This is a genomic window from Microbacterium sp. NPDC087589 (genome assembly GCF_044743635.1).
In the GTDB taxonomy this organism is placed as follows: Bacteria; Actinomycetota; Actinomycetes; order Actinomycetales; family Microbacteriaceae; genus Microbacterium.
Genome location: NZ_JBIUWV010000001.1, coordinates 627,978 through 650,411, shown reverse-complemented (window position 1 = coordinate 650,411; position 22,434 = coordinate 627,978). Strand labels below are relative to the sequence as shown.

The 22,434-nt window shown below is 66.1% G+C and carries 26 protein-coding genes; 17 read left to right on the top strand and 9 right to left on the bottom strand.

Annotation, left to right across the window (positions count from 1 at the left end; genetic code table 11):
* Window positions 1-7: 7 nt before the first annotated feature.
* Together lipA and lipB are read right to left on the bottom strand one after the other, a co-directional pair.
* Complete coding sequence (lipA, locus tag ACIOU8_RS03290) at window positions 8-997, bottom strand: lipoyl synthase (protein ID WP_400785745.1); 990 nt, start codon at window positions 995-997, stop codon at window positions 8-10.
* On the bottom strand, window positions 994-1,647 hold the full coding sequence (lipB, locus tag ACIOU8_RS03285) for a lipoyl(octanoyl) transferase LipB (protein ID WP_400785743.1): 654 nt from the start codon (window positions 1,645-1,647) through the stop codon (window positions 994-996). Before lipB ends, lipA begins: the two co-directional genes overlap by 4 nt.
* Before the next feature lie 94 nt (window positions 1,648-1,741).
* Between lipB and ACIOU8_RS03280 the strand changes: the two genes are divergently transcribed.
* Complete coding sequence (locus ACIOU8_RS03280; protein ID WP_400785741.1) at window positions 1,742-2,341, top strand: TetR/AcrR family transcriptional regulator; 600 nt, start codon at window positions 1,742-1,744, stop codon at window positions 2,339-2,341.
* A gap of 125 nt (window positions 2,342-2,466) precedes the next feature.
* The gene (gene ffh / locus ACIOU8_RS03275; RefSeq protein WP_400785739.1) at window positions 2,467-4,020 is read left to right on the top strand and encodes a signal recognition particle protein; all 1,554 of its coding nucleotides are present in this window, start codon (window positions 2,467-2,469) and stop codon (window positions 4,018-4,020) included.
* Between the two features lie 7 nt (window positions 4,021-4,027).
* Here the strand turns inward: ffh and ACIOU8_RS03270 are convergent, their stop codons facing one another.
* On the bottom strand, window positions 4,028-4,936 hold the full coding sequence (locus ACIOU8_RS03270) for an EamA family transporter (protein ID WP_400785737.1): 909 nt from the start codon (window positions 4,934-4,936) through the stop codon (window positions 4,028-4,030).
* 78 nt (window positions 4,937-5,014) lie between these two features.
* Here ACIOU8_RS03270 and ACIOU8_RS03265 point away from each other — a divergent pair, with 78 nt between their 5' ends.
* Window positions 5,015-5,950, top strand: coding sequence for a LysR family transcriptional regulator (locus tag ACIOU8_RS03265; protein WP_400785735.1), 936 nt, complete (start codon window positions 5,015-5,017; stop codon window positions 5,948-5,950).
* A 2-nt stretch (window positions 5,951-5,952) separates the two neighbouring features.
* Here the strand turns inward: ACIOU8_RS03265 and glpK are convergent, their stop codons facing one another.
* The 3 genes from glpK to ACIOU8_RS03250 all read right to left on the bottom strand — a co-directional run bounded on the left by glpK (window position 5,953) and on the right by ACIOU8_RS03250 (window position 10,050).
* A complete protein-coding gene (glpK, locus tag ACIOU8_RS03260; protein WP_400785733.1) occupies window positions 5,953-7,467 on the bottom strand; it encodes a glycerol kinase GlpK in 1,515 nt (504 codons plus the stop codon).
* A 29-nt stretch (window positions 7,468-7,496) separates the two neighbouring features.
* On the bottom strand, window positions 7,497-8,249 hold the full coding sequence (locus ACIOU8_RS03255; protein WP_400785731.1) for an MIP/aquaporin family protein: 753 nt from the start codon (window positions 8,247-8,249) through the stop codon (window positions 7,497-7,499).
* A 91-nt stretch (window positions 8,250-8,340) separates the two neighbouring features.
* Entirely contained in the window at window positions 8,341-10,050 is a 1,710-nt protein-coding gene (locus ACIOU8_RS03250; RefSeq protein ID WP_400785729.1) for an FAD-dependent oxidoreductase, read from the bottom strand.
* Window positions 10,051-10,150: 100 nt separating this feature from the next.
* Between ACIOU8_RS03250 and ACIOU8_RS03245 the strand changes: the two genes are divergently transcribed.
* Window positions 10,151-11,122 (top strand): sugar-binding transcriptional regulator, encoded by a 972-nt coding sequence (locus tag ACIOU8_RS03245; protein ID WP_042541673.1) that lies wholly within the window; start codon window positions 10,151-10,153, stop codon window positions 11,120-11,122.
* Window positions 11,123-11,124: 2 nt separating this feature from the next.
* Here ACIOU8_RS03245 and ACIOU8_RS03240 read toward each other — a convergent pair whose 3' ends face one another.
* Window positions 11,125-12,276, bottom strand: coding sequence for a glutamate--cysteine ligase (locus ACIOU8_RS03240; protein WP_400785727.1), 1,152 nt, complete (start codon window positions 12,274-12,276; stop codon window positions 11,125-11,127).
* A gap of 209 nt (window positions 12,277-12,485) precedes the next feature.
* On the opposite strand from ACIOU8_RS03240, the gene rpsP reads away from it, so the two are divergent.
* Genes rpsP through trmD form a run of 4 tightly spaced genes read left to right on the top strand, consistent with a single transcriptional unit; the run spans window position 12,486 to window position 14,473 of the window.
* Window positions 12,486-12,905, top strand: a complete 420-nt coding sequence (gene rpsP, locus ACIOU8_RS03235; protein WP_140036950.1) for a 30S ribosomal protein S16 — start codon at window positions 12,486-12,488, stop codon at window positions 12,903-12,905.
* A gap of 6 nt (window positions 12,906-12,911) precedes the next feature.
* The gene (locus tag ACIOU8_RS03230; protein ID WP_042541671.1) at window positions 12,912-13,142 is read left to right on the top strand and encodes an RNA-binding protein; all 231 of its coding nucleotides are present in this window, start codon (window positions 12,912-12,914) and stop codon (window positions 13,140-13,142) included.
* A complete protein-coding gene (rimM, locus tag ACIOU8_RS03225) occupies window positions 13,135-13,746 on the top strand; it encodes a ribosome maturation factor RimM (RefSeq protein WP_400785724.1) in 612 nt (203 codons plus the stop codon). Before ACIOU8_RS03230 ends, rimM begins: the two co-directional genes overlap by 8 nt.
* A gap of 19 nt (window positions 13,747-13,765) precedes the next feature.
* The gene (gene trmD / locus ACIOU8_RS03220; protein ID WP_400785722.1) at window positions 13,766-14,473 is read left to right on the top strand and encodes a tRNA (guanosine(37)-N1)-methyltransferase TrmD; all 708 of its coding nucleotides are present in this window, start codon (window positions 13,766-13,768) and stop codon (window positions 14,471-14,473) included.
* On the opposite strand, the gene ACIOU8_RS03215 is transcribed toward trmD, so the two are convergent.
* The gene (locus tag ACIOU8_RS03215) at window positions 14,470-15,042 is read right to left on the bottom strand and encodes a histidine phosphatase family protein (protein ID WP_400785720.1); all 573 of its coding nucleotides are present in this window, start codon (window positions 15,040-15,042) and stop codon (window positions 14,470-14,472) included. The two genes, trmD and ACIOU8_RS03215, sit on opposite strands and share 4 nt — an antisense overlap.
* 90 nt (window positions 15,043-15,132) lie before the next feature.
* Here ACIOU8_RS03215 and ACIOU8_RS03210 point away from each other — a divergent pair, with 90 nt between their 5' ends.
* The gene (locus ACIOU8_RS03210; RefSeq protein ID WP_400785718.1) at window positions 15,133-15,870 is read left to right on the top strand and encodes a class I SAM-dependent methyltransferase; all 738 of its coding nucleotides are present in this window, start codon (window positions 15,133-15,135) and stop codon (window positions 15,868-15,870) included.
* Window positions 15,871-15,894: 24 nt separating this feature from the next.
* Here the strand turns inward: ACIOU8_RS03210 and map are convergent, their stop codons facing one another.
* Window positions 15,895-16,677 (bottom strand): type I methionyl aminopeptidase, encoded by a 783-nt coding sequence (map, locus tag ACIOU8_RS03205; RefSeq protein WP_400785716.1) that lies wholly within the window; start codon window positions 16,675-16,677, stop codon window positions 15,895-15,897.
* A gap of 121 nt (window positions 16,678-16,798) precedes the next feature.
* On the opposite strand from map, the gene ACIOU8_RS03200 reads away from it, so the two are divergent.
* The 8 genes from ACIOU8_RS03200 to ACIOU8_RS03165 all read left to right on the top strand — a co-directional run bounded on the left by ACIOU8_RS03200 (window position 16,799) and on the right by ACIOU8_RS03165 (window position 22,422).
* A complete protein-coding gene (locus ACIOU8_RS03200; RefSeq protein ID WP_400785714.1) occupies window positions 16,799-17,287 on the top strand; it encodes an MFS transporter permease in 489 nt (162 codons plus the stop codon).
* 179 nt (window positions 17,288-17,466) lie between these two features.
* Entirely contained in the window at window positions 17,467-17,814 is a 348-nt protein-coding gene (gene rplS / locus ACIOU8_RS03195) for a 50S ribosomal protein L19 (RefSeq protein ID WP_400785712.1), read from the top strand.
* Window positions 17,815-17,932: 118 nt separating this feature from the next.
* On the top strand, window positions 17,933-18,667 hold the full coding sequence (gene lepB / locus ACIOU8_RS03190) for a signal peptidase I (protein ID WP_400785710.1): 735 nt from the start codon (window positions 17,933-17,935) through the stop codon (window positions 18,665-18,667).
* Window positions 18,664-19,323: a ribonuclease HII gene (locus ACIOU8_RS03185; protein WP_400785708.1), complete on the top strand. Its 660-nt coding sequence runs from the start codon at window positions 18,664-18,666 to the stop codon at window positions 19,321-19,323. The genes lepB and ACIOU8_RS03185 overlap by 4 nt, the downstream gene beginning before the upstream one ends.
* Before the next feature lie 456 nt (window positions 19,324-19,779).
* On the top strand, window positions 19,780-20,049 hold the full coding sequence (locus ACIOU8_RS03180) for an META domain-containing protein (RefSeq protein ID WP_400785706.1): 270 nt from the start codon (window positions 19,780-19,782) through the stop codon (window positions 20,047-20,049).
* A gap of 85 nt (window positions 20,050-20,134) precedes the next feature.
* Window positions 20,135-20,461 (top strand): DUF2469 family protein, encoded by a 327-nt coding sequence (locus ACIOU8_RS03175; RefSeq protein ID WP_042541663.1) that lies wholly within the window; start codon window positions 20,135-20,137, stop codon window positions 20,459-20,461.
* Between the two features lie 102 nt (window positions 20,462-20,563).
* Window positions 20,564-20,926 (top strand): YraN family protein, encoded by a 363-nt coding sequence (locus tag ACIOU8_RS03170; RefSeq protein ID WP_400785704.1) that lies wholly within the window; start codon window positions 20,564-20,566, stop codon window positions 20,924-20,926.
* Window positions 20,923-22,422: a YifB family Mg chelatase-like AAA ATPase gene (locus tag ACIOU8_RS03165; RefSeq protein WP_400785702.1), complete on the top strand. Its 1,500-nt coding sequence runs from the start codon at window positions 20,923-20,925 to the stop codon at window positions 22,420-22,422. The genes ACIOU8_RS03170 and ACIOU8_RS03165 overlap by 4 nt, the downstream gene beginning before the upstream one ends.
* Window positions 22,423-22,434 lie beyond the last annotated feature (12 nt).

Genomic DNA, 22,434 nt, shown 5'->3' with positions numbered 1-22,434 from the left:
GCATCGCTCAGACGGCCTGGGCGAACCCGAGATCCGCGCTCTCGGCGATGTGTGACAGGTGCGACGGGATCTCGCGCCCCTTCGACGCCATGGACTGCGCCCACAGCCGACCCGCGCGGTAGGACGAGCGCACGAGAGGTCCGGCGAGCACTCCGAGGAAGCCGATCCGCTCCGCCTCCTCCTTGAACTCGACGAACTCCGCCGGCTTGACCCAGCGGGCCACGGGCAGGTGGCGAGGGGATGGGCGCAGGTACTGCGTGATGGTGATGATGTCGCATCCGGCGTCGTGCAGATCGTTCAGCGCCTGCACGACCTCTTCGGGCTCCTCGCCCATGCCCAGGATGAGGTTCGACTTGGTGATGAGGCCCGCATCTCGCGCCTGCGTGATCACATCCAGCGAGCGCTCGTAGCGGAAAGCCGGGCGGATGCGCTTGAAGATGCGCGGCACAGTCTCGACGTTGTGCGCGAAGACCTCGGGGCGGGCGTCGAAGATCTGACCGAGGAAGGCAGGATCGGCGTTGTGCTCGTTGGCGAGCAGCTCGACGCCGGTGTTCGGGTTGAGCTCATGGATCTTGCGCACGGTCTCGGCGTTCAGCCACGCTCCGGTGTCGGGCAGATCGTCACGTGCGACGCTGGTGACGGTCGCATAGCGGAGGTTCATCCGCACGACGCTCTCGGCGACGCGGCGCGGCTCGTCGGTGTCATAGGCGGCGGGCTTGCCCGTGTCGATCTGGCAGAAGTCGCACCGTCGAGTGCACTGCGATCCGCCGATGAGGAAGGTCGCCTCCCGGTCTTCCCAGCACTCGAAGATGTTGGGGCACCCGGCTTCCTGGCACACGGTGTGCAGATCTTCGCTCTTGACCAGCGAGTGGAGCGCCGTGTACTCGGGCCCCATCTTCGCCTTCGTCTTGATCCACTCCGGCTTGCGCTCGATGGGAGTCTCTGCGTTGCGGACCTCGAGGCGGAGGAGCTTGCGTCCTTCGGGTGCGGCGGTCATGCGAGTGCTCCTGTGTGCTCGGCTGGCGAATATTCGGCGAGGAAGGCGGCGGATACGGAGTCGACGATGTCGATGGGGGAGACATCGGCCCCGATGACCTCGCTCACGGTGGTGACACCTGCATCGGTGATCCCGCACGGGATGATGCCGCCGAATCCAGAGAGGCTGTTGTCGCAGTTGATCGCGAAGCCATGCATGGTCACGCCCTGCTGTACGCGCACGCCGATCGCCGCGACCTTGTCTTCTGACAGGGGGCGACGAACCCACACCCCGCTGCGCCCCTCCACCTGGTATCCGTCGACGCCGAGTGGCCGGAGCACGTCGATCAGGATGCGCTCGAGACGGCGCACGTGCGCGACGACGTCCATCGGCTCGGGCAGCCGGACGATCGGGTAGCCCACCAGCTGACCCGGTCCGTGCCAGGTGATCTTTCCGCCGCGGTCGACGTCGACCACCGGTGTGCCGTCCGTCGGGCGTTCCTGCGGCTCGGTGCGCTTGCCCGCGGTGTACACCGCCTCGTGCTCGAGCAGGATGAGTGTGTCGGGGCGAGTGCCGTCGACGACGTCGGCGTGGGTCCTGCGCTGCAGCTCCCACCCGACGGCATAGGGGACGAAGCTCGGCGCGAGTCCGGGGGTGAGGATGTCGAGCATGAGCGTCCCTCTCGATCAATTGATGGATTGCGTCTAAGAATACTCCCCCGAGACTGTCGAGGCGCGCAGGAGCGGCGCGCGGTAGCGTGTGAACATGAGCAGCACGAGCCGAGCGGGACGCCCCAAGGCGTCATCACGCGAGACCCTCGCCGAGGCTGCCTGCGAGCTCTTCCTCGAACGCGGATATGATGCGACGTCCGTCGCCGACATCACGCAGCGTGCCGGGGTGAGCCGATCGAGCTTCTTCAACTACTTCTCGTCGAAGAGCGACGTGCTCTGGTCGGGTCTCGACGAGCGCATCGGTCGTGCCATCGAGGACCTCGTCATCGTGCCTGAAGATCGCGACGGCACACACATGAGGCGCATTCTCTCGGAGCTCGTCGATGATTTCGCGCCTGACAGCCTCGCTCTCGCGATGACGAACTCATCGGCAATGGGTCTTGACGACGAGCTCGAGCAGGATGCGGCGCTGCGTCAAGCTCGCCTTGCGGCGGCGTTGGCCGATCTCGCGCACCGCTCGGGCGTCGCCGCGCTCACCTCGGATATCGTCGCGGCGACCTGGGCCGCCGCGGTGCTCGCCGCCGTCCGAGCGTGGGCGGAGAGCGGTGCCGGACGGGGTTCAGTGGGCGACCGATTCGCCGACGCGGTGCGCGCGATCGGCCGATTGCCGTGGGGCGACTCGGCTCGCGATTGAGTGACGCTGGGAGAAGCGATCCCACGGCAAGACCTGCTGCCGTGGGCTCTCGCTGATCACGCTCACGCTCGGTGGTGCCGCGGACGCGGAGAACAGCTCGGGATTCGCGTAAACTCGGTGTCACCATGGCTACCTTTGGCACGCTCTCCGATCGGCTCACCGAGACCTTCCGCAACCTCCGCACGAAGGGAAAGCTCACCGCGGCCGACGTCGACGGCACCGTGCGCGAGATCCGTCGCGCGCTGCTCGACGCCGACGTCGCGCTGGCAGTCGTCAAGGAGTTCACCGCGAAGGTGCGCGAGCGAGCCCTGGGGGATGAGGTCAGCAAGGCGCTGAACCCCGCGCAGCAGGTCGTGCAGATCGTCAACGAGGAGCTCGTGCAGATCCTCGGCGGCGAGCAGCGTCGTCTGCAGTTCGCCAAGACCGCTCCGACTGTCATCATGCTCGCAGGGCTCCAGGGCTCCGGTAAGACCACCTTCGCCGGCAAGCTCGCGAAGCAGCTCGAGAGCGAGGGGCACACGCCCCTTCTCGTCGCGGCCGACCTGCAGCGTCCGAACGCCGTCAATCAGCTCCAGGTCGTGGCCGAGCAGGCTGGCGCGACGGTCTACGCGCCCGAGCCCGGAAACGGCGTGGGTGACCCCGTCAAGGTGTCGCGCGACGGTGTGGAGCATGCCCGCCGCCACCAGCACGATGTCGTCATCATCGACACCGCAGGACGTCTCGGCGTCGACGCCGAGCTCATGAAGCAGGCGTCGGACATCCGCAAGGCGACAGACCCCGACGAGGTCCTTTTCGTCATCGACGCGATGATCGGTCAGGACGCGGTCAACACCGCGCGTGCGTTCCAGGAGGGTGTCGACTTCACTGGTGTCGTCCTCTCGAAGCTCGACGGTGACGCCCGCGGTGGCGCGGCGCTCTCGGTCGCCTCCGTCACCGGACGCCCCATCATCTTCGCGTCCACAGGCGAGCGACTCGAAGACCTCGAGCCCTTCCATCCCGATCGCATGGCCAGCCGCATCCTCGATCTCGGCGACATCCTCACTCTCATCGAGCAGGCCCAGCAGGCCTTCGATGAGGAAGAGGCCGTCAAGATGGCCGAGAAGCTGGCGACCGAGCAGTTCACCCTCGAAGACTTCCTCGACCAGCTTCAGCAGATGAAGAAGATGGGCTCGATGAAGAAGATGCTGGGGATGCTCCCCGGCATGGGGCAGATGAAGCAGCAGCTCGAGGACTTCGATGAGCGCGAGATCGATCGCACAGAGGCGATCATCCGCTCCATGACACCGGGTGAGCGACGCAACCCCAAGGTGCTCAACGGTTCGCGTCGTCTGCGCATCGCACGTGGTTCGGGAATGACCGTCACAGATGTCAACCAGCTCGTCCAGCGCTTCGATCAGGCCGCGAAGATGATGAAGACCGTCGCGCGTGGCGGCACCCCGAACATCCCCGGAATGGGTTCCATGCCCGGAATGGGCAAGCCGGGTGCGTCTTCGAAGCGCGGCAAGAAGGGCAAGTCCTCGGGCGGATCCCGCTCCGGCAACCCCGCCAAGCGTGCGGCTGAGAACGCGGGACTCACATCCGCCGCCACCCCGACCGGCTCGGGTTTCGGTCTCGGTGGTGCCAAGGCGCCGAGCGAAGCCGACCTCGCCGAGATCCAGAAGCTCTTCGGCAAAAGCTGACGGGCGCTCACTGCTCTGCTGTGACGAGTGACCGGTTCGGTCGCTCGGCGAGTCGGCGCGGTCTCGTGAGCGCCGCGGTCTGCCCTCCGACGAGCGCCACGAGCACCAGCGCGAGTCCGATCGCCTGCACGACCGTGAAGCGCTCTTCCGCGACGACGACGCCCAGGATCGTCGCGACGACGGGGGAGAGCAGCGCGAGCAGACCAGGCGCGATGACAGGCAGGCGCTGGATGCCGCTGAACCAGAGTGTGTATGCCAGCAGGCCCCCGACCGTGCCGAGCCAGAGGTAGCCGAGTGCCGCACCGCCGTCCAGTGCGGGTGGGAATCCCTCGAAGACCAGAGTGAGCGGCAGGAGGAAGAGCCCGCCGGCGGTGAGTTGCCAGCCCGCATAGGCGATCGGACCGACACCGGACGGGCGACCCCACCGCTTGGTCAGGATCATGCCGAGTGCTGTCGCGGTCACACCGCCGAGGGCGGCGAGGATCCCGATCGCGTCGAGTTCTGCTGCGGGTCCGAGGACCACGAGGGCCACGCCGCCGGCGCCGATCACAGCTGCCGCGGCGGTCACAGGGCGGATGCGATCTCTCAGCACGAGTGCTCCCATGCCGAGGATGATCACGGGCTGCACGCCCGCCACCGCTGCAGCGACCCCGCCGGGCAGCCTCTCGGCGGCGAGGAAGAGCAGAGGAAAGAACGCCCCGATGTTCAGGATGCCGAGAGTCAGTGACTTCAGCCACCAGACGCCGGACGGCAGCGTGCGCCCGGCGGCCAGAGCGATGAGGCCCGCGGGCAGGGAGCGCAGCAGGCCAGCGAGGAGGGGGTGTCCTGCGGGCAGCAGCTCCGTGGTCACGAGGTAGGTCGTGCCCCAGGAGATCGGCGCCATCGCCGTGAGGAGGAGGATCGTGATCCGGTTCATGTCTTCAGACTGCTCTCTCTACAAGAATGAGTCCAACGCATGGTTGTCACTGTATTCATGAGCAGTGATCATAGAAGCATGGAGCTGCAGCAGCTGAGATACGTCGTCGAGGTCGCTGCCTCGTCGAGTTTCACCCGAGCGGCCGAACGCTGTTTCGTGACGCAGTCGGCCCTCAGTCATCAGATAGCGGCCCTGGAGCGCGAACTCGGGCAGCGCCTGTTCGTGCGCTCGAGTCGCAGCGTCAGGATGACGGAGGCGGGGGAGGCATTCCTCGTCCATGCGACGACCGCGTTGGCCGCGGCCGAGCGGGCGCGCGAGGCCGCAGCAGCGGCCGCGGGTCGGGTCGTCGGCACACTTCGGCTCGGTGTGATCCCGACCGTCACCGCGGTCTCCGTTCCGCACGCGATCTCCCGATTCCGAGAAGCACACCCGGAGGCTCGGGTGCAGCTCACGATGGGCAACAGCGACGCTCTGGCCGTCGCTGTCCGGCGCGGCGAGATAGATGTCGCGTTGCTCGGCCTGCGCGCGGATGTCGTACCCAGCGGCGTCACCTCCCGAGAGCTTTCGCGCGCGGAGCTGGTTGCCGTCGTGCCTTCGACTCATCGACTCGCACGGCGCGCGGAACTCGCGCTGGAAGACCTTGCCGGCGAGGTGTTCGCGGACTTCCCCGCGGGCACGTCGGGGCGCGCGCAGAGTGATGCGGCATTCGCGGTCTCCGGCATCCCGCGCGACGTGTCGTTCGAGGCGGACTCGGCGGAGCTCATTCTCGGTCTCGTGTCTGCCGGGCTCGCGATCACGCTGTTGGCGCCGGGTATCGTCGCCGCGTCGTCGTCCGACACGGTGGCCGTGAAGATCGTCGGCGGACCGGTGCGCGTCGAGTACGTCGCCTGGGACGCGCGGGGGTCGAGGGCTGTCGCATCGGCCTTCCTCCGTGTCATCGGTTCGATGACCGGTCGGCCCGACGACGAAGCGGGCCCGGAGGAATCCTCCGGGCCCGCCTTCTCAGAATCCTGAGGTCACTTCACGTCTTCGTCGACCCAGTCCATCGACTTGCTGACGGCCTTGCGCCACAGACGCAACTGACGGTCACGCTCGCCGTCTTCCATCGACGGTTCCCAGCGACGGTCTTCCTGCCAGTTGGCGGAGAGGTCGTCGAGACCGTTCCAGAAGCCGACTGCAAGACCCGCGGCGTACGCGGCACCCAGTGCGGTGGTCTCGGCGACGACCGGGCGCACGACGGGCACGCCGAGGACGTCGGCCTGGAACTGCATGAGCGCATCGTTCGCGACCATGCCGCCATCGACCTTGAGCTCGGTGAGGTCGACACCCGCATCCGCGTTGACCGCGTCGAGAACGTCGCGGGTCTGGAACGCCACTGCCTCGAGCGCTGCGCGAGCGATGTGGTTCTTGTTCGCGTAGCGGGTGAGGCCGACGATCGCGCCGCGCGCATCCGGACGCCAGTACGGCGCGAACAGGCCCGAGAATGCGGGAACGATGTACACGCCGCCGTTGTCGTCGACCTGCTTTGCGAGCTCTTCGACCTCGGGAGCGGAGCTGATGATCCCGAGCTGATCCCGGAGCCACTGGATCAGGGAACCGGTGACGGCGATCGAGCCCTCGAGGGCGTAGTGGGTCGGTCCGTCGCCCAGCTTGTAGCCGACGGTGGTCAGCAGTCCGTTCTTCGAGTGAACGATCTCCTCGCCCGTGTTGAAGATGAGGAAGCAGCCCGTGCCATAGGTGTTCTTGCTCTCGCCGGTGTTGAACGCGGCCTGGCCGAAGGTCGCTGCCTGCTGGTCGCCCAGAATGCCGGCGATCGGCGTCTCGCGCAGCAGCGAGGAATCCTCTGCCGCACCATAGACCTCGGAGGAGGAGCGGATCTCCGGCATCATCGAGCGCGGAACGCCGAACGCCTCGAGGATGTCGTCGCGCCACTCGAGCGTCTCGAGGTCCATGAACATCGTGCGCGAGGCGTTCGTGACGTCGGTCACGTGCACACCGCCGTCGACGCCACCGGTGAGGTTCCACAGCACCCAGCTGTCCGTCGTCCCGAAGACGAGGTCGCCTGCCTCGGCCTTCTCGCGCGCACCCTCGACGTTCTCGAGGATCCAGGCGATCTTCGTGCCGGAGAAGTAGGTGGCGAGGGGGAGGCCCACGATGGGCTTGAACCGCTCGACGCCTCCGTCAGCCGCAAGGCGGTTGACGATCTCCTGAGTGCGGGTGTCCTGCCAGACGATGGCGTTGTAGACGGCTTTGCCGGTCGTCTTGTCCCAGACCACTGCGGTCTCGCGCTGGTTGGTGATTCCGACCGCGGCGATGTCGTGGCGCGTCAGGTCGGCACGGCTCAGTGCGAGGCCGATGACCTCCTGCACGTTGCGCCAGATCTCGGCGGGGTCATGCTCGACCCAGCCGGCCTTCGGGAGGATCTGCTCGTGCTCCTTCTGACCGGTCGCGACGATGCTGCCCTTCTTGTCGAAGATGATCGCGCGGCTGGAGGTGGTGCCCTGATCGATGGCGATGATGTAGTCGGCCATTGTGTTCTCCTTTGAAGTCAGGTTCGGGTTCAGGCGAGGTTGAGCAGAACGGGCGCGGCGAGGGCGGCGAGGACACCACCGAGCAGCGGACCGACGACCGGGACCCACGAGTACGACCAGTCGCTCGAGCCCTTGCCCTTGATGGGGAGGAGGGCGTGGGCGATGCGGGGTCCGAGGTCACGTGCAGGGTTGATCGCGTAGCCGGTGGGGCCACCGAGGGAGGCACCGATGGCGACCACGACGAGTGCGACAGGCAGGGCGCTGAGCGGTCCGAGGCCTCCCGGGACGCCGATGTCGGCGACGCCGTAGTCAGCGAACGCGAAGACCGCGAACACCAGGACGAAGGTGCCGATGACCTCTGTGACGAGGTTCCAGCCGTAGGAGCGGATCGCGGGGCCCGTCGAGAAGACGCCGAGCTTGTTGGCGGGGTCGGGCTCCTCGTCGAAGTGCTGCTTGTACGCGAGCCAGGTGAGGACCGCACCGACGATCGCACCGAGGAGTTCCGCGCCGGTCGCCACGGCGAACTGCGAGAAGTCGATCTTTCCTCCGACGAGGAGACCGATGCCGACGGCGGGGTTCAGGATCGCTCCCGAGTACGCGGAGGCGAGGACACCCACGAAGACCGCGAGACCCCATCCCCAGTTGACCATCAGGAAGCCGCCACCGAAGCCCTTGTTCTTGGCGAGAGCGACGTTGGCGACGACACCACAACCGAGGAGGATCAGCATTGCAGTGCCGACGAACTCCGAGAGGAAGTAGAGACCGAGATTCACTTCAGTCATGTCTTCATTGACCTTTCTTGAGTGCCAGAGCCCCATACGCCGGCACTTGTTGGGAGTTACGCCGCGTGGAGGGCGGCGTTCGGATCTCTCGTCAGCCGCGTGCGCGGGACGAGATCTGGAGTCCATGTCGTTCGTTCAGCATCGTACGCGTCTGATCGAGCTCGGCATCGTGACGTGCACGATCCCAGTGGAGCAGAGGAGCCAAGGCTGCGGCAAGCTCTTCGAGCACATCCGCGTCGGCGTGACCGGTGAACGCGATGCTGGTGCGTCGCATGACGACATCCTGCAGGCGCGCGACCATCTCGTTCTCGACCATCCAGGCGAGCTCTCGGGTGGAGAGGTCATCGCCGGCGAGGGGAGCGTCGTCCCCCTGCTCGATGAACTCCCAGACCTGTGCCGCCCGCGTGCCGTAGCGGGCGAGGAGGCGCTCTGCGCGGTCGCCGGCACCCGGGAGGTTCTCCTGGATCCAGATCCGACGAGCCTTCTCGGTGCGCGGGAAGTCTCGGCCTCCGCCGATGGCTCGGCCGACGGTCGACACCGTGCGAGTGCGACCGATCAGAGTCAGCACGACATCGGAGAGGGACTCACCGAGAGCGCGGAACGTCGTCCACTTGCCGCCGACGAGGCTCACGAGGGGCGCAGCGCCCTTCTCGTCCACCTCGATGCGGTAGTCGCGCGATACGAACCCGGGGGCCGTGTCCTCGTGGCGAGGAAGCGGCCGGATGCCCGAGAAGTTGAAGACGATCTGCTCGCGCGTCACGTCGATCGTCGGGAACACGTGATGGATCAGATCGAAGAAGTAGTCGATCTCCTCCTCCGTGCACACCGCAGCCTCTCGGGGATCCGCGTCGATGTCCGTCGTTCCAACGAGCACGCGACCCTTGAGGGGGTAGATCAGCACGATGCGTCCGTCGGAGTGCTCGAAGAAGATCTCGCGTCCGCGCGTCGCTTCGAGAAGCTCGGGGTGATCGAGGACGATGTGAGACCCCTTGGTCCCGCCCATGAAACGCGTGTCGTTGCCGAGAGCGTCGTTGGTGAGGTCCGTCCAGGGCCCTGACGCGTTCACGACCACGTCTGCGGTGACCGAGAACTCGGTGCCGCTCTCACGGTCGCGGAGGACGATCTTCTTGCCGTCTCGAGCGATCGCCTCGATGTAGTTCAGTGCGATGGCACCAGGATGAGCCGCGCGTCCGTCCTGCAGGACGTCGAGCGCCAGCCGCTCCGGGTCGTGCATGGAGGCGTCGTAGTAGGTGGCCGTGTACTTGATGTTCGGGTCGAGCGATGGCAGCTCGGCGAGAGAGCGCTTTCGACCGAGGAAGCGGTGGCGAGGGACCATCCCCCCGTCGCGCGAGAACGTGTCGTAGATCGTGAGCCCGACCTTGATGAGGAACGCTCCACGCTCCTGAGGCTTGCCGCTCTTGTGCGTGAGGAAGCGCAGGGGAGCGGAGAGGATGCCGGAGAAGGTCGAGTAGATCGGAATCGTGGTCTCGAGCGGCTTCACGTAGTGCGGCGCAATCTTGAGCAGGCCGTTCCGCTCCTCGACGGATTCACGGACGAGTCGGAACTCGCCGTTCTCGAGATAGCGGATGCCGCCGTGGATCATGTGGCTCGAGGCCGCGGAGGCACCGGAAGCGAAATCTCCTCGCTCTACGAGCAGGACATCGACGCCCTGAAGTGCGAGATCACGGAAAGCGGAGATCCCGTTGATCCCGGCTCCGATGACAAGGACGCTCGTGCGTCCGGACTCACGGACGGCGCGGACTTCGGCGCGTTCCGGTGATGAGTGTGTCGACTCGATCATCTTCGACCCTTCTCTGTACGTGCACCCAGCTTCGACCCATGTGGCCACTGCGCGCAAGCCTGCTGCACATATGTGCAAAGATCGAGCCGAGGAGGTCCTCATGACCCAGCCTGACGCGGGATCCCGTGACTCGAAGTTGATCGCCGCGCTCACCGCAGCGCAGCTCTACTACATGCAGGACAAGACGATGGAGGTGATCGCGCAGGAGCTGAAGACCTCGCGATCCTCTGTGTCACGTCTGCTCAGCTTCGCTCGAGAGAGCGGACTCGTCGACATCCGCATCAATTCTCCTCTGGAGCGATTGGGGATGCTCGAGCAGCGCATCAGAGACAGATACCGCCTGGTCGCGCACGTCGTACCCATTCCCGAGATCGTCAGCGAGGTCGAACGCCTCGAGCGTGTGGCGCTGACGGCGGGGCGACTGCTGTCGCAGTTCGTCGACTCCAACATGATCGTGGGTGTCGCATGGGGGTCGACGATCAGCGCTGTGAGCCGGGGTCTCACTCAGAAGGAGACCCACAACACGACTTTCGTGCAGCTGAACGGCGCGGGCAACACGCAGACGAGTGGCGTCGAGTACTCGAGCGACATCCTGCAGCGGTTCGGCAGCGCGTTCGGCGCTCAAGTGCAGCAGTTCCCTGTGCCGGCGTTCTTCGACGACCCCTCGACGCGCGAGGCCATGTGGCGCGAGCGGAGCACACGGCGAGTGCTCGACCTCCAGTCGAAGATGGACATAGCGGTGTTCAGCCTCGGCTCGCCGGCCGCGGAGGTGCCCAGCCGTGTGTACGTCGGGGGGTACCTCGGTCGCGACGACTACCGAAGCCTCCGCGAGGACCACGCGATCGGCGATGTGGCGACGGTGTTCTTCCGCGCAGACGGCTCGTGGAGGGACATCCGCGTGAACGCCCGCGCCACCGGCCCCGGCCTCGACCGGCTGCGACGCGTGCCGAGGCGCGTGTGCGTCGTCTCGGGAGTGCCGAAGCTCGCGAGCCTTCGCGCCGCGATCGCCGCCGAGCTCATCACGGATGTGGTTCTCGATGAGGGGCTGGCGCGGCGCCTCGTGGAGGACTGACCCTACGGCTCGTCGGTCGACGATTCGGGGCCCGAACGGAACTCCCGGATGAGGTGCTGCACGACAGCGCCGAGGTCGCCGCCCGTGGCGTTCGCGATCGTCAGCTGCCGTTCGTAGCTCGCGCCGTTCGTGAGTATCGTCTCGACGCTGCCGAACTCCCGTCCGCAGCCGAGTTCGACCGCGATGGGCGCGAGCTCCTCGAGCACCTCGGACAGGTGGTCCCGCACAGGGCGCTGGGCTCCCGCTGAGTCCACGATCACTCGGGCGTCGAGGCCGTAGCGAGCCGCGCGCCACTTGTTCTCGCGGTGATACCAGGCCGGCATCTGCGCGAGGGTGCGACCTTCGTCGAGCTGCCGGGAGAGGTGCTCGACCAAGACCTGCACGAGCGCGGCCACCGCTGCGAGCTCCGGCAGGGTCGAGAGACCATCGCATGCCCGTACTTCGATCGTTCCCCATCGCGGAGCCGGGCGGATGTCCCAGCGGACCTCGGTGGCATCTGCCATCACACCGGTGCGCACCATGTCGTCGAGGTACGCCTCATACTCGGCCCAGTCGCTCAGGGGCCAGGGGAGTCCGGCAGTGGGCAGCTGCTGGAAGACGAGGGCCCGGTTGGACGCGTACCCGGTGCGCTCCCCGGCCCAGAACGGACTCGAGGCGGCCAGCGCCTGCAGGTGGGGGAGATAGGCCGCGAGGGCATTGATGATGGGGATGACCTTGCGCTGGTCCTCGATGCCGATGTGCACATGGATTCCCCAGATCATCATGTTGCGCCCCCACCACTGGGTGCGCTCGATCAGGGTGTGGTATCGGGTCTTGTCGGTCACATCCTGCTGATACCACTGCGCGAAGGGATGACTTCCTGCGGAGAGCAGTTCGATTCCGGCCGGATCGGTCGCCGTGCGCACGGCCGAGATCGCGTTGGCGATGTCGTCGATCGCGTGTCCCACCGAATCACCGATTCCGCTGGTGACCTCGATCGTGTTGGTGAGCAGTTCACCGGTGACCGTATGGCGTTCGTCGGCGCTCTCATGCTCGAGCGCCGACAGCAGGTCGGGTGCGCGTCCGACGAGATCACCGCTCACCGGATCGGCGAGCATGATCTCCCATTCGAGGCCTACGGTGGACCGGGCCGATGAGGCGAAATCGAGCTTCACGAGCACAGTCTGACATGCGGTGTCGACGACACGGCAACCGCCGTGTCGTCCCGTTTCGCTCCTTGGCCCCGGATCTGGCAGAATAGAAGGTCGGACGACGTGCTCGACCCTCTATCCAGCGCTCGTCCTCCCTATTTGAGCTTCCGCCGGGTGTGCACCCCACTCTCCAGGCGATCGGTTCGTTACCTTCCACACAATTCAGGAGAATCGTGGCTGTCAAGATTCGTCTCAAGCGCCTGGGCAAGATCCGTGCGCCGTACTACCGCATCGTCGTCGCCGACTCGAAGACCAAGCGCGATGGTCGCGTGATCGAGGAGATCGGCAAGTACCACCCCACCGAGGAGCCCTCGTTCATCGAGATCGACTCCGACCGTGCACAGTACTGGCTCTCCGTCGGTGCGCAGCCGACCGAGCAGGTCGCAGCGCTCCTCAAGATCACGGGCGACTGGGGCAAGTTCAAGGGCGACAAGGACGCGAAGTCCACGCTCAAGGTCAAGGAGCCCAAGGTTCCGTTCGAGATCGACGCGTCCAAGAAGTCCGTCGTGAAGCCCAAGGTCGAGAAGAAGACCGAGGCTCCCGCCAAGGCCGACGCGGAGGCCGCTGAGGCTCCCGCCGCCGACGCCGAGTAATTCGTCGTGCTCGCCGCCGCGCTCGAACACATCGTCAAGGGGATCGTCGATCACCCCGAGGATGTCCGCATCAACGCTTCCACCTCGCCGCGAGGCGATCTCCTCGAGGTGCGCGTGCACCCCGATGACCGTGGACGCGTGATCGGGCGCGGCGGCCGCACCGCGAAGGCACTGCGTACGCTCATCTCCGCTCTTGCAGACGGGCGTCGTGTCCGTGTCGATGTCGCGGATGACTGACGTGGTGTCGACAGACCGCAACCAGGGCAAGAACCAGCTGCGTGTCGGGCGCCTTGTCAAGGCACACGGCCTCAAGGGCGCTCTCAAGCTGGAGCTCTACACCGACAACCCCGAGCGGCGTTTCACTCCGGGGGCCGAGTTCACGTTGCAGGTGCCTGAGGCATCTCCGTGGCACGGCAAGACTGTCGTCGTTCGCGAGTATCGGGTGATGAACGGCAACCCCGTCGTCTTCTTCAAGGACGTCGACGATCGCGAGGGCGCAGAGACCCTCGTCCGGGCGATCCTCTGGATCGATCAGGACAACGATGAGGTCGAGGACGACGCGTGGTTCGACCACCAGCTCGTCGGTCTCGACGTGGTCCGTGACGACGTCGTCATCGGGAAGGTCGCGCGGGTGGAGCATTTCCCCGCGCAGGACCTGCTGATCGTCCGATCGGGCGATCAAGACATCATGGTCCCGTTCGTCGCGGCTATCGTCCCGACCGTCGATGTCAGCGCCGGTCGCGTCATCGTGACGCCGCCCGCCGGGCTCTTCGAAGAGCTTCCCGAAGCTCCCGAGGCGACGGAGGCGGGGAAGTCCCCGGACTCCGACGCCATCGAGTGACCACGGGTACGGTCTGCCCGTGCGCATCGACGTCCTCTCGATATTCCCGTCGTACTTCGACGGCCTGACGCTCTCGCTGCTGGGTAAGGCGCAGAGCGCCGGCATTCTCGACCTGCGTGTCCGTGACCTCCGGGACTGGACCTCTGACCGTCACCGCACCGTGGACGACACCCCCTACGGGGGCGGAGCGGGGATGGTGATGAAACCGGAGCCCTGGGGGCTCGCGCTCGACGAGCTCGCGTCGGCTCCTTCCGCTGAGGGTCGGCCGCCTACCATCATCTTCCCTTCTCCCGCGGGCGAGGTCTTCACCCAGGCCACGGCTCGCGATCTCAGCACCCGAGATCACCTCGTCTTCGGATGCGGTCGCTACGAGGGCATCGACGAGCGGGTGTTCGAGTACGCCGCGACGCTCGGCGAAGTGCGACTCATCAGTCTCGGCGACTACGTGCTCAACGGCGGAGAAGTCGCGACCATGGCGATGATCGAGGCTATCGGTCGACTGATCCCCGGCGTCGTGGGCAATCCGGAGAGCCTGGTCGAGGAATCGCATGAAGACGGGCTTCTGGAGTACCCGTCATACACGAAGCCATCAGTGTGGCGAGAGCGGCCCGTGCCCGAGGTGCTGCTGAGCGGTAATCATGCCGTGATCGCCTCCTGGCGTCGCGATCAGCAGATCGAGCGGACGCGTCGCCGTCGCCGGGATCTGCTGCCGGACGACGAGGACTAGAGCATCCGCTCGGTTCCTCCGTCGATCTCGAACACGACGTCCTGCGGGTGCCTGAGCGACAATGCAGAGGCGGCGTCCAAGCCTCGGAGGTCCGCTCGCAGCAGACGGCCGAGCATCTCGTGACTGACGAGCAGAGGAACACCCGTGGAAGCCCAGCCGCATGATGACAGCGCCCGGCGGGCCCGTCCTCTCGCCTGGGCATAGCTCTCACCTCCGGGAAACGCCCAGCCGTACCGGTTCGCCGCCCTGTCTTCGCGCGCACCGGGGAATCGCTGATCGATCTCATCCCAGGTCAGGCCCGCCATCTCTCCGTGATCGAGCTCAGCGAGCTCCGCGACTTCGATGAGTTCTGCGCCGATCCGATCGGCGATGATCACCGCAGTCTGTCGTGCACGGCCCAGCGGGCTGGAGCATACGGTTCTGATGCCGCGGCCGACGACCCGCTCCGCGATACTCTGCGCCTGTCTGATGCCGTCCGCGGTCAGGGGCGAGTCGAGCTGTCCTTGCAGCCGGTGCTCGAGATTCCATCGGGTCTGCCCGTGCCGAACCAGGAACAGATGATCTGGCACGTGGCGATCCTCCGGAATCATGCACTCAGGATGGCACAGCCTCGCCGTCCCGGGACGGTCGACATCGCGGCCGCCTGATAGCGTCGCAGCATGGTCGACGATGTGCTGGCGAAATCGTTCACTCTCACCGGAGCGGACTACGACCGCTACCGTCCGGGCTTCCCGGCGGCTGCCGCAGACATGGTGATGTCTCCCACCATGCTCACGGCGCTCGATCTCGGTGCAGGCACGGGGAAGTTCACGGAACTGCTCGTGGGGCGAGCGCAGCGCGTCATCGCGGTCGAGCCTTCGGAGCCGATGCTCGAGATACTGCGGTCGAAGCTCCCGGAGGTCGAGGCGCACCTCGGCAGCGCCGAGCGGATACCGGTGGAGTCGGAGGTCGCTGATGTCGTGACGGTGGCGCAGGCCTTCCACTGGTTCGACCAGGAGGCCGCGTGCGCGGAGATCGCTCGAGTGCTCACACCCGGTGGAACGCTCGGTCTCGTCTGGAACCGTTTCGATCCGTCGTGCGGGTGGGATCGAGCGGCACACCGGATCGCGCACCCCTCGCTCGCGGATGCAGACGTCGTCACGAACGCCGCGGCAGACGAGCTTCCCGGCTTCGACTTCGTGCGCCGCGAGCGGATCCAGTCGACGGAGCGGATTCGACGCGACGCATACCTCGGTCGCTGGTCGACCGTGAGCACGTTCCTCGTCGCGGACGAGGTCTCGCGCACCGAGATGTTCGCCGCCATCGAAGCGGTGCTGGATTCGGATCCCGAGACCCGCGACCGTGACGAGTACGACCTGCCGATCGTCACGGATGTGTTCATCTACCGCCGCGCATGAAGACCACCAGCCGGGCGGCGAGGGTCAGCGGACGCCGAGGAACGACCTGTCGGTGAGGATGACGGGGCCATCCGCCGTCACTGCGACGGTGTGCTCTGAATGAGCGCCTCTGGATCCGTCGACGCTCCGAAGGGTCCAGCCGTCAGGATCGGTCACGAGTTCGTCTGTCGTCTCGAGCAGCCACGGCTCGAGGGCGAACACGAGACCCTCGCGCAGAGGGAATCCGCGCCCGGCCCTACCGTCGTTGGGAACGTGCGGGTCACCGTGCATGATGCGCCCTACGCCGTGTCCGCCGAAATCGGTGTTGATCGAGTATCCCTCACCGTGTGACACCGCAGCGATGGCGGCCGAGATGTCGCCGATTCGGTTGCCGACGACCGCTGCATCGATCGCCGCCTCGAGTGCGCGCTCGGTCGTGTCGATGATGCGCAGGTCCTCCTCGCGTGGGGTGCCCACGATGAACGAGAGAGCCGAGTCCGCGACCCAGCCGTCCACAGACACCGCGAAGTCGAGGGAGACCAGGTCGCCGTCGCGGAGCGTGTAGTCATGGGGGAGCCCGTGCAGCACCGCGTCGTTGATCGACGTGCAGATCACCTTGCCGAACGGGCTGGCACCGAAGGACGGGTGGTAGTCGATATAGCACGATTCCGCTCCGGCCTTGCGGATCAGGTCGTGCGCTCGACCATCGATCGACAGCAGATTCGTGCCGACCTTCGTCTCGTCGCGCAGGGTTGCCAGGGTCTCAGCTACGAAGCGACCGGCGGCGCGCATCTCGTCGATCTCGGCGGGGGTGCGCAGTTCGATCATCGGGTGTCCTCTCGTCCACTCCATTCTCCCCGATCTGCGGGATGCTGGCGTCCGCGTCGAGACCGCGCGCTCACAGCGAACACCGGGACGATGCCGAGCGCCTCGTCGTACGATTTGAGACATGTGGTTGCGTCAGGCGTTCTTCCGGTGGCTGATTCCGGCCGCGTTCCTGCTGCCGCTCTGGCTGCTCGTGGGGTGGGGCATCTTCCAGGGCGGGTGGGCGATCCTGTGGGTGCTGTTCATCGCCGTGCCCTCGGTCTTCATCGGTCAGCTGCTCCTCACGCTCCTGACCCGCTCCCGTCCGTCGGTGCGTGTCGAGCGGGCGGTCTCCTGGTGGGACGTCGCCGGCTTCACGCTCTGGCACGGGTTGACGATCGCCGTCGGATGCTTCATCGACGGCGCATTCGGCTGGCTGCTCGCGGCGGCGGTGGTGGTCGGAATCGGCCTGTTCTGGCTGCAGCTCTGGCAGCTGTGGAACGAGGCGAAGGGCAGTGGAGCGCGGATCCGCGAGACCATCGCATGGTCGTCCGTGCCCGGCGTCGACGAGCCGGCTCCAGAGACCCGCGCGCACGAGGTCATCATCGTTCGCGAGCAGGACTCTCGGGAGTGACGACGCGGCGCACGGCGTTTTGGCCGTGCGTAGCATCCATGGCAGAATGAATGTTTGTGCCGTGACCGGCTCTGCCTCAGGGGAGCCCACGGACGCTTCGGCTCCGTTCAGCACACACCTCTTCTTGTTCCTACTTACATCATGCAACCGACCTGAGGCGAGTGCAGAGAGAGACGATCATGCAGATCCTCGACGCCGTCGACGCAGCATCGCTGCGCACAGACGTTCCCGTCTTCAACCCCGGTGACACGGTCAACGTGCACGTGAACATCACCGAGGGCACCCGCTCGCGCATCCAGGTCTTCAAGGGCGTCGTCATCGGCCGCCAGGGCGACGGTGTGCGCGAGACCTTCACCGTTCGCAAGATCAGCTTCCAGGTGGGCGTCGAGCGTACGTTCCCGGTGCACTCCCCGGTGATCGACCACATCGAGGTCGTCACCCGCGGCGACGTGCGTCGCGCGAAGCTCTACTACCTCCGCCAGCTGCGGGGCAAGAAGGCGAAGATCAAGGAGAAGCGCGACAACTGACGCGCAGGTTCTCCACAGCACCCCGGGACACGATGTCCCGGGGTGCTGTGTTCTCCCCGGGGTGTGCGACCCTTGATGATGCCGCCTCCGTGCGGTGCGAGACTGTGAAGGAACCCTCATGACGACTGACCCCGCCGCCGCGTCCACTCCACCGACGAAGCGGCGTCGCGGTTTCCTCGTCTTCTTGCGAGACGTCCTCGTGATCGTCGTGATCGCCGCGCTCGTCTCCTTCGTCGTCAAGACCTTCGTCGTCCGCTCCTTCTACATTCCGTCGGCCTCCATGGAACGCACCCTGATGGTCAACGATCGCATCCTCGTCGATGAGCTGACGCCCCGGTGGAACGACTACGAACGCGGCGATGTGGTCGTCTTCAAAGATCCGGGCGGGTGGCTCGACGGACAGCCGCAGACTCCGGCTCAGCCTCCCCTCATCGAAGCCGTCGACTGGATGCTCAACGTCATCGGCATCTCGGCTACGGACTCTCAGGATCACCTCGTCAAGCGGGTGATCGGGCTGCCGGGCGACCACGTCGTCTGCTGCAATGCGCTCGGTCAGATCACGGTCAACGGCGCACCCATCGACGAGCTCGGCTATCTGAACCTGCCGGATGGTGACACCGCTGCTTCGAACGAACCCTTCGACGTGGTCGTGCCGGAGGGATCCCTCTGGCTGTTGGGAGACAATCGCGATCGTTCGCGCGACTCCCGGGCGCACCAGGATCTTCCGAGCGGTGGCTTCGTGCCGATCGAGAACGTCGTCGGCAAGGCGTTCTTCACCACTTGGCCGTTCGACCGTTTGGGCACGATCGACGGCCACCACGACAGTTTCAACGGCGTCCCGGATCCCGAATGACCGTCGTCGCTCCGAAGCTCACTCTGGAGCGCAGGCTGCTGAGCGAGTGCGATCTCATCATCTCTCTCGATGAGGTCGGACGCGGCGCGCTTGCCGGACCGGTGGCGGTCGGAGCTGCAGTGATGGATGCCGCCGGCGTGCGCCGCCGCGTCCCGGAAGGACTTCGGGATTCGAAGCTCGTCACCGAGCGACGTCGACCCGATGTCGCTGCGAGGGCCGCGGCATGGGTGCAGGCGTCGGGCGTCGGCTGGGCGAGTGCGGCCGAGGTCGACGCGGTGGGCATCATGCGTGCGCTCGGGCTCGCGGCGTCGCGCGCTGTGCAGAGCGTGGTGGACTCGGGAGTGGACCTCGAGGGAGCTCTCGTGCTGCTCGACGGCAATCACGACTACGTCTCGCCCGTGCATCCGGTTCCCCTGCGAGTCCGGCCCGTCGTCAAGGGCGACCGCGACTGCGCGTCGGTCTCGGCGGCATCGGTGATCGCGAAGGTGGCACGCGACACGTACATAGCTGAGCTTCACGAGGGTCACCCCGCGTACCAATGGGACAGGAACAAAGGGTACGCGAGCCTCGAGCATCGTGATGCGATCAGGAGCCTCGGGCTCTCCCCGCACCACCGATCATCCTGGGCGATCGCAGATGTCCCGACGCTGTTCTGATATGTGGTCCGTAGGAGTTTCGGGGCATCAGTGTAAAATACTGCCCGGAGTGACGTCACATGGTAGAAAGGCCCTGTCTCGACGCAATGGTGCGTTGACGAAAGTGGGGGACCACATGAGCAGAAGAGGTCTGATCGGGACGATCGCTGCGCTAGCTTTGCTCGTCGGAGCTGGCGGCCTTCAGCCTTCAGCCTCGTAAACAATGCTCTGAACAAGACACGAGTCAACTTGGTGCTCGATTCCGCCGGGAACACAATCCCGTGACCGCATGGAGAGGTGACCGTGGACAAAGAAGTCCGTTTTCGTAAGACGTGGGCAGTCGGGTCCCTTCTCCTCGTGCTCTGGCTGACCGCGTGCACGGGGGGCACTTCCAGCCCGACCGACACCGATCCTCCAGCGGCAACTCCCGCACAGTCGCCCGTGGCATCGATTGCGACCGCGGACGTGCCTTTGGGTATGTGGAAAGCGCAGGGCGACAGCCACGTGTACCTGATGCTCGAGGAGGACGGCACATCGACAGGGTACGACGGATGCAACACCGTCGGGGGCACCTGGATGGGAGAGCAGGACGGCGTGACGATCACTCTCGGCAACGTGACCGAGGTGCTGTGTCCCCATGACGACACCTGGCTCCTCGATGCTCGAGCGGTCACGCGTGACGGGGACGAACTCATCGTTCTCGACGAATCGGGTACGACGATCGGACGCCTCCGCGGCGAGGAGTAGAGCCGCCGCGATCCCTTGAGGTGCGCGCGGTCCTGAGGCGCGCGCGTGCGCGGGCCGCGCCGGGGCCTCGTAGGATGGACACATCATGGATGAGGAAGCCTTCGACGACTACGACCGCGAGCTCGAGCTCGCGCTGTTCCGCGAATATCGCGACGTCGTCGCACAGTTCCAGTATGTGGTCGAGACCGAGCGGCGGTTCTACCTTGCCAATGAGGTGAACGTCGTGCGGCGCGACACCGAGCACGACTTCTACTTCGAGATCTCGATGAGTGACGTCTGGGTGTGGGACATCTACCGCGCCGACCGCTTCGTGAAGGCCGTGCGGGTGCTGACGTTCAAGGACGTCAACGTCGAAGAGCTGCAGCGCCGCGAGTTCGAACTGCCCCAGGAGCTGTCGCTCGACGGAGAGTGACCTCTTCTGCACGGTTCGGGTTCCTGACGACCTGTCCAGAAGGGCCGGAGGAACGACCCTTGCGGTGCTCTGCTCGGCAGGGTCGATCGACAGGCTGTCCCCATGGCAGCGAAAGACGAGCTCGGTAGATCGGGTGAAGAACAGGCGGTTCGGTACCTGACCGGTATCGGGTATGTAGTGCTCGACCGCAACTGGCGATGTACGCAGGGAGAGATCGACATCGTCGCCTGCCGCGGTCGCCATCTGGCGGTCGTAGAGGTCAAGACACGACGGACGATCGCGCACGGGCACCCCTTCGAAGCGGTGGACCCACGCAAGATCCGCCGGCTGTGGCAGCTGGCACAGGCGTGGGTCGCCGATCATCCTGACCTGGCCCGTGGGCTCATGATTCGGATCGAGGCGATCGGGATCATCGGCGCGGATCCGGAGCACAGCACTCTCGAACACCTCGTGGACGTATCGTGAAGACGGCGCGCACCTGGGCGGTCGCGCTGACCGGGGTCGATGGGCACATGGTCGAGGTCGAAGCGGACATCTCCAACCAGACACCCGACTTCAAGATCATCGGGCTGCCGGACAAGTCACTCGGCGAAGCGGTTCAGCGGGTGCACAACGCGTGCAAGAACACCGCGCTCGATCTTCCGCGTCGTCGGCTTACGGTGAACCTCTCACCCGCGAGCCTCCCCAAGCAGGGAGCGGGCTTCGACCTCGGCATCGCTGTCGCTGCGCTGGCGGCCGGCGGAGCACTGTCGAGCCGGTCCATCGCTCGCGTGGTGCATCTCGGGGAGCTCGGGCTCGACGGTCGGCTCCGGCCCGTTCCCGGAGTGCTGCCGTCCGTGTTCGCTGCCGCACGCGCGGGGTTCGACACCGTGATCGTGCCCTGGGGCAATGAGGCGGAGGCGAGGCTCGTGCCAGGAATCGAGGTGCGCCCCGCAGCGAGCCTCTCGCAGGTGGCGGTGTGGCACGGCGCAGAGGTCGACGTGCTCGATGCAGATCCGGTCGCGGCTGCAGCGGTCGCTCGCGAGCGTGCCGAGGAGTTGGACCTCGCCGACGTCGTGGGGCAGGAGGGCGCAGTGCGTGCGCTGATCGTCGCCGCGGCGGGCGGTCACCACATGCTTCTCAGCGGGCCGCCGGGGGCAGGAAAGACGATGCTCGCTAGAAGGCTGCCCGGCATTCTTCCTAGCCTCACCGAAGATGAAGCGCTCGAGGTGGCGTCGATCCGCTCCCTCTCGGGGGAGTCGGTCCTGGCTCTCGACGTGCTGCCGCCGCTGGAGTCGCCGCACCACAGTGCATCCGTCGCGGCGCTCGTCGGAGGTGGAACGCGGTCTGTCCGCCCCGGTGCCATCTCTCGGGCGCACAGAGGCGTGCTCTTCCTCGACGAAGCGGCGGAGTTTTCGAGAGTGGCGCTCGACGCGCTGCGACAACCGCTCGAGTCGGGGGTGATCGAAGTGAGCAGATCGGGGATCACGGCGCTCTTCCCTGCAAGGTTTCAGTTGCTGGTGGCGCTCAATCCCTGTCCGTGCGGCAATTACGGGGTGCGCGGGGCGGAGTGCACGTGCCCGTCGTTGGCGATCCGGAGGTACTCGACGAGGCTCTCGGGCCCGTTACGTGACCGCATAGATATCGAACTGCACGTGTCTCGGGTGTCTGCCTCTCAGGCGATGCTCGGAGGCCGTACTGGAATGACGAGCGAGATCGCTCGCGCGACTGTCGTCGAGGCGCGGGAGCGAGCTGCCACGCGGTGGAGAGGAACTCCATGGCTTCGCAACAGCGAAGTGCCCGGTGCTCGGCTGAGACAGCTCGATCTGCGGATCCCGGCTGATGCTCGGGCCCCGCTGGACCGGGCTCTCGAGCGGGGAACGCTCACACTGCGCGGCTACGACAGGGTGCTGCGGCTGCACAAGAGTGGACATTTACGTTTGTCGCGCCGGAAGCGACTCGCCGCGCCGTGGGCGCAGTAGACCGGAGCCTCG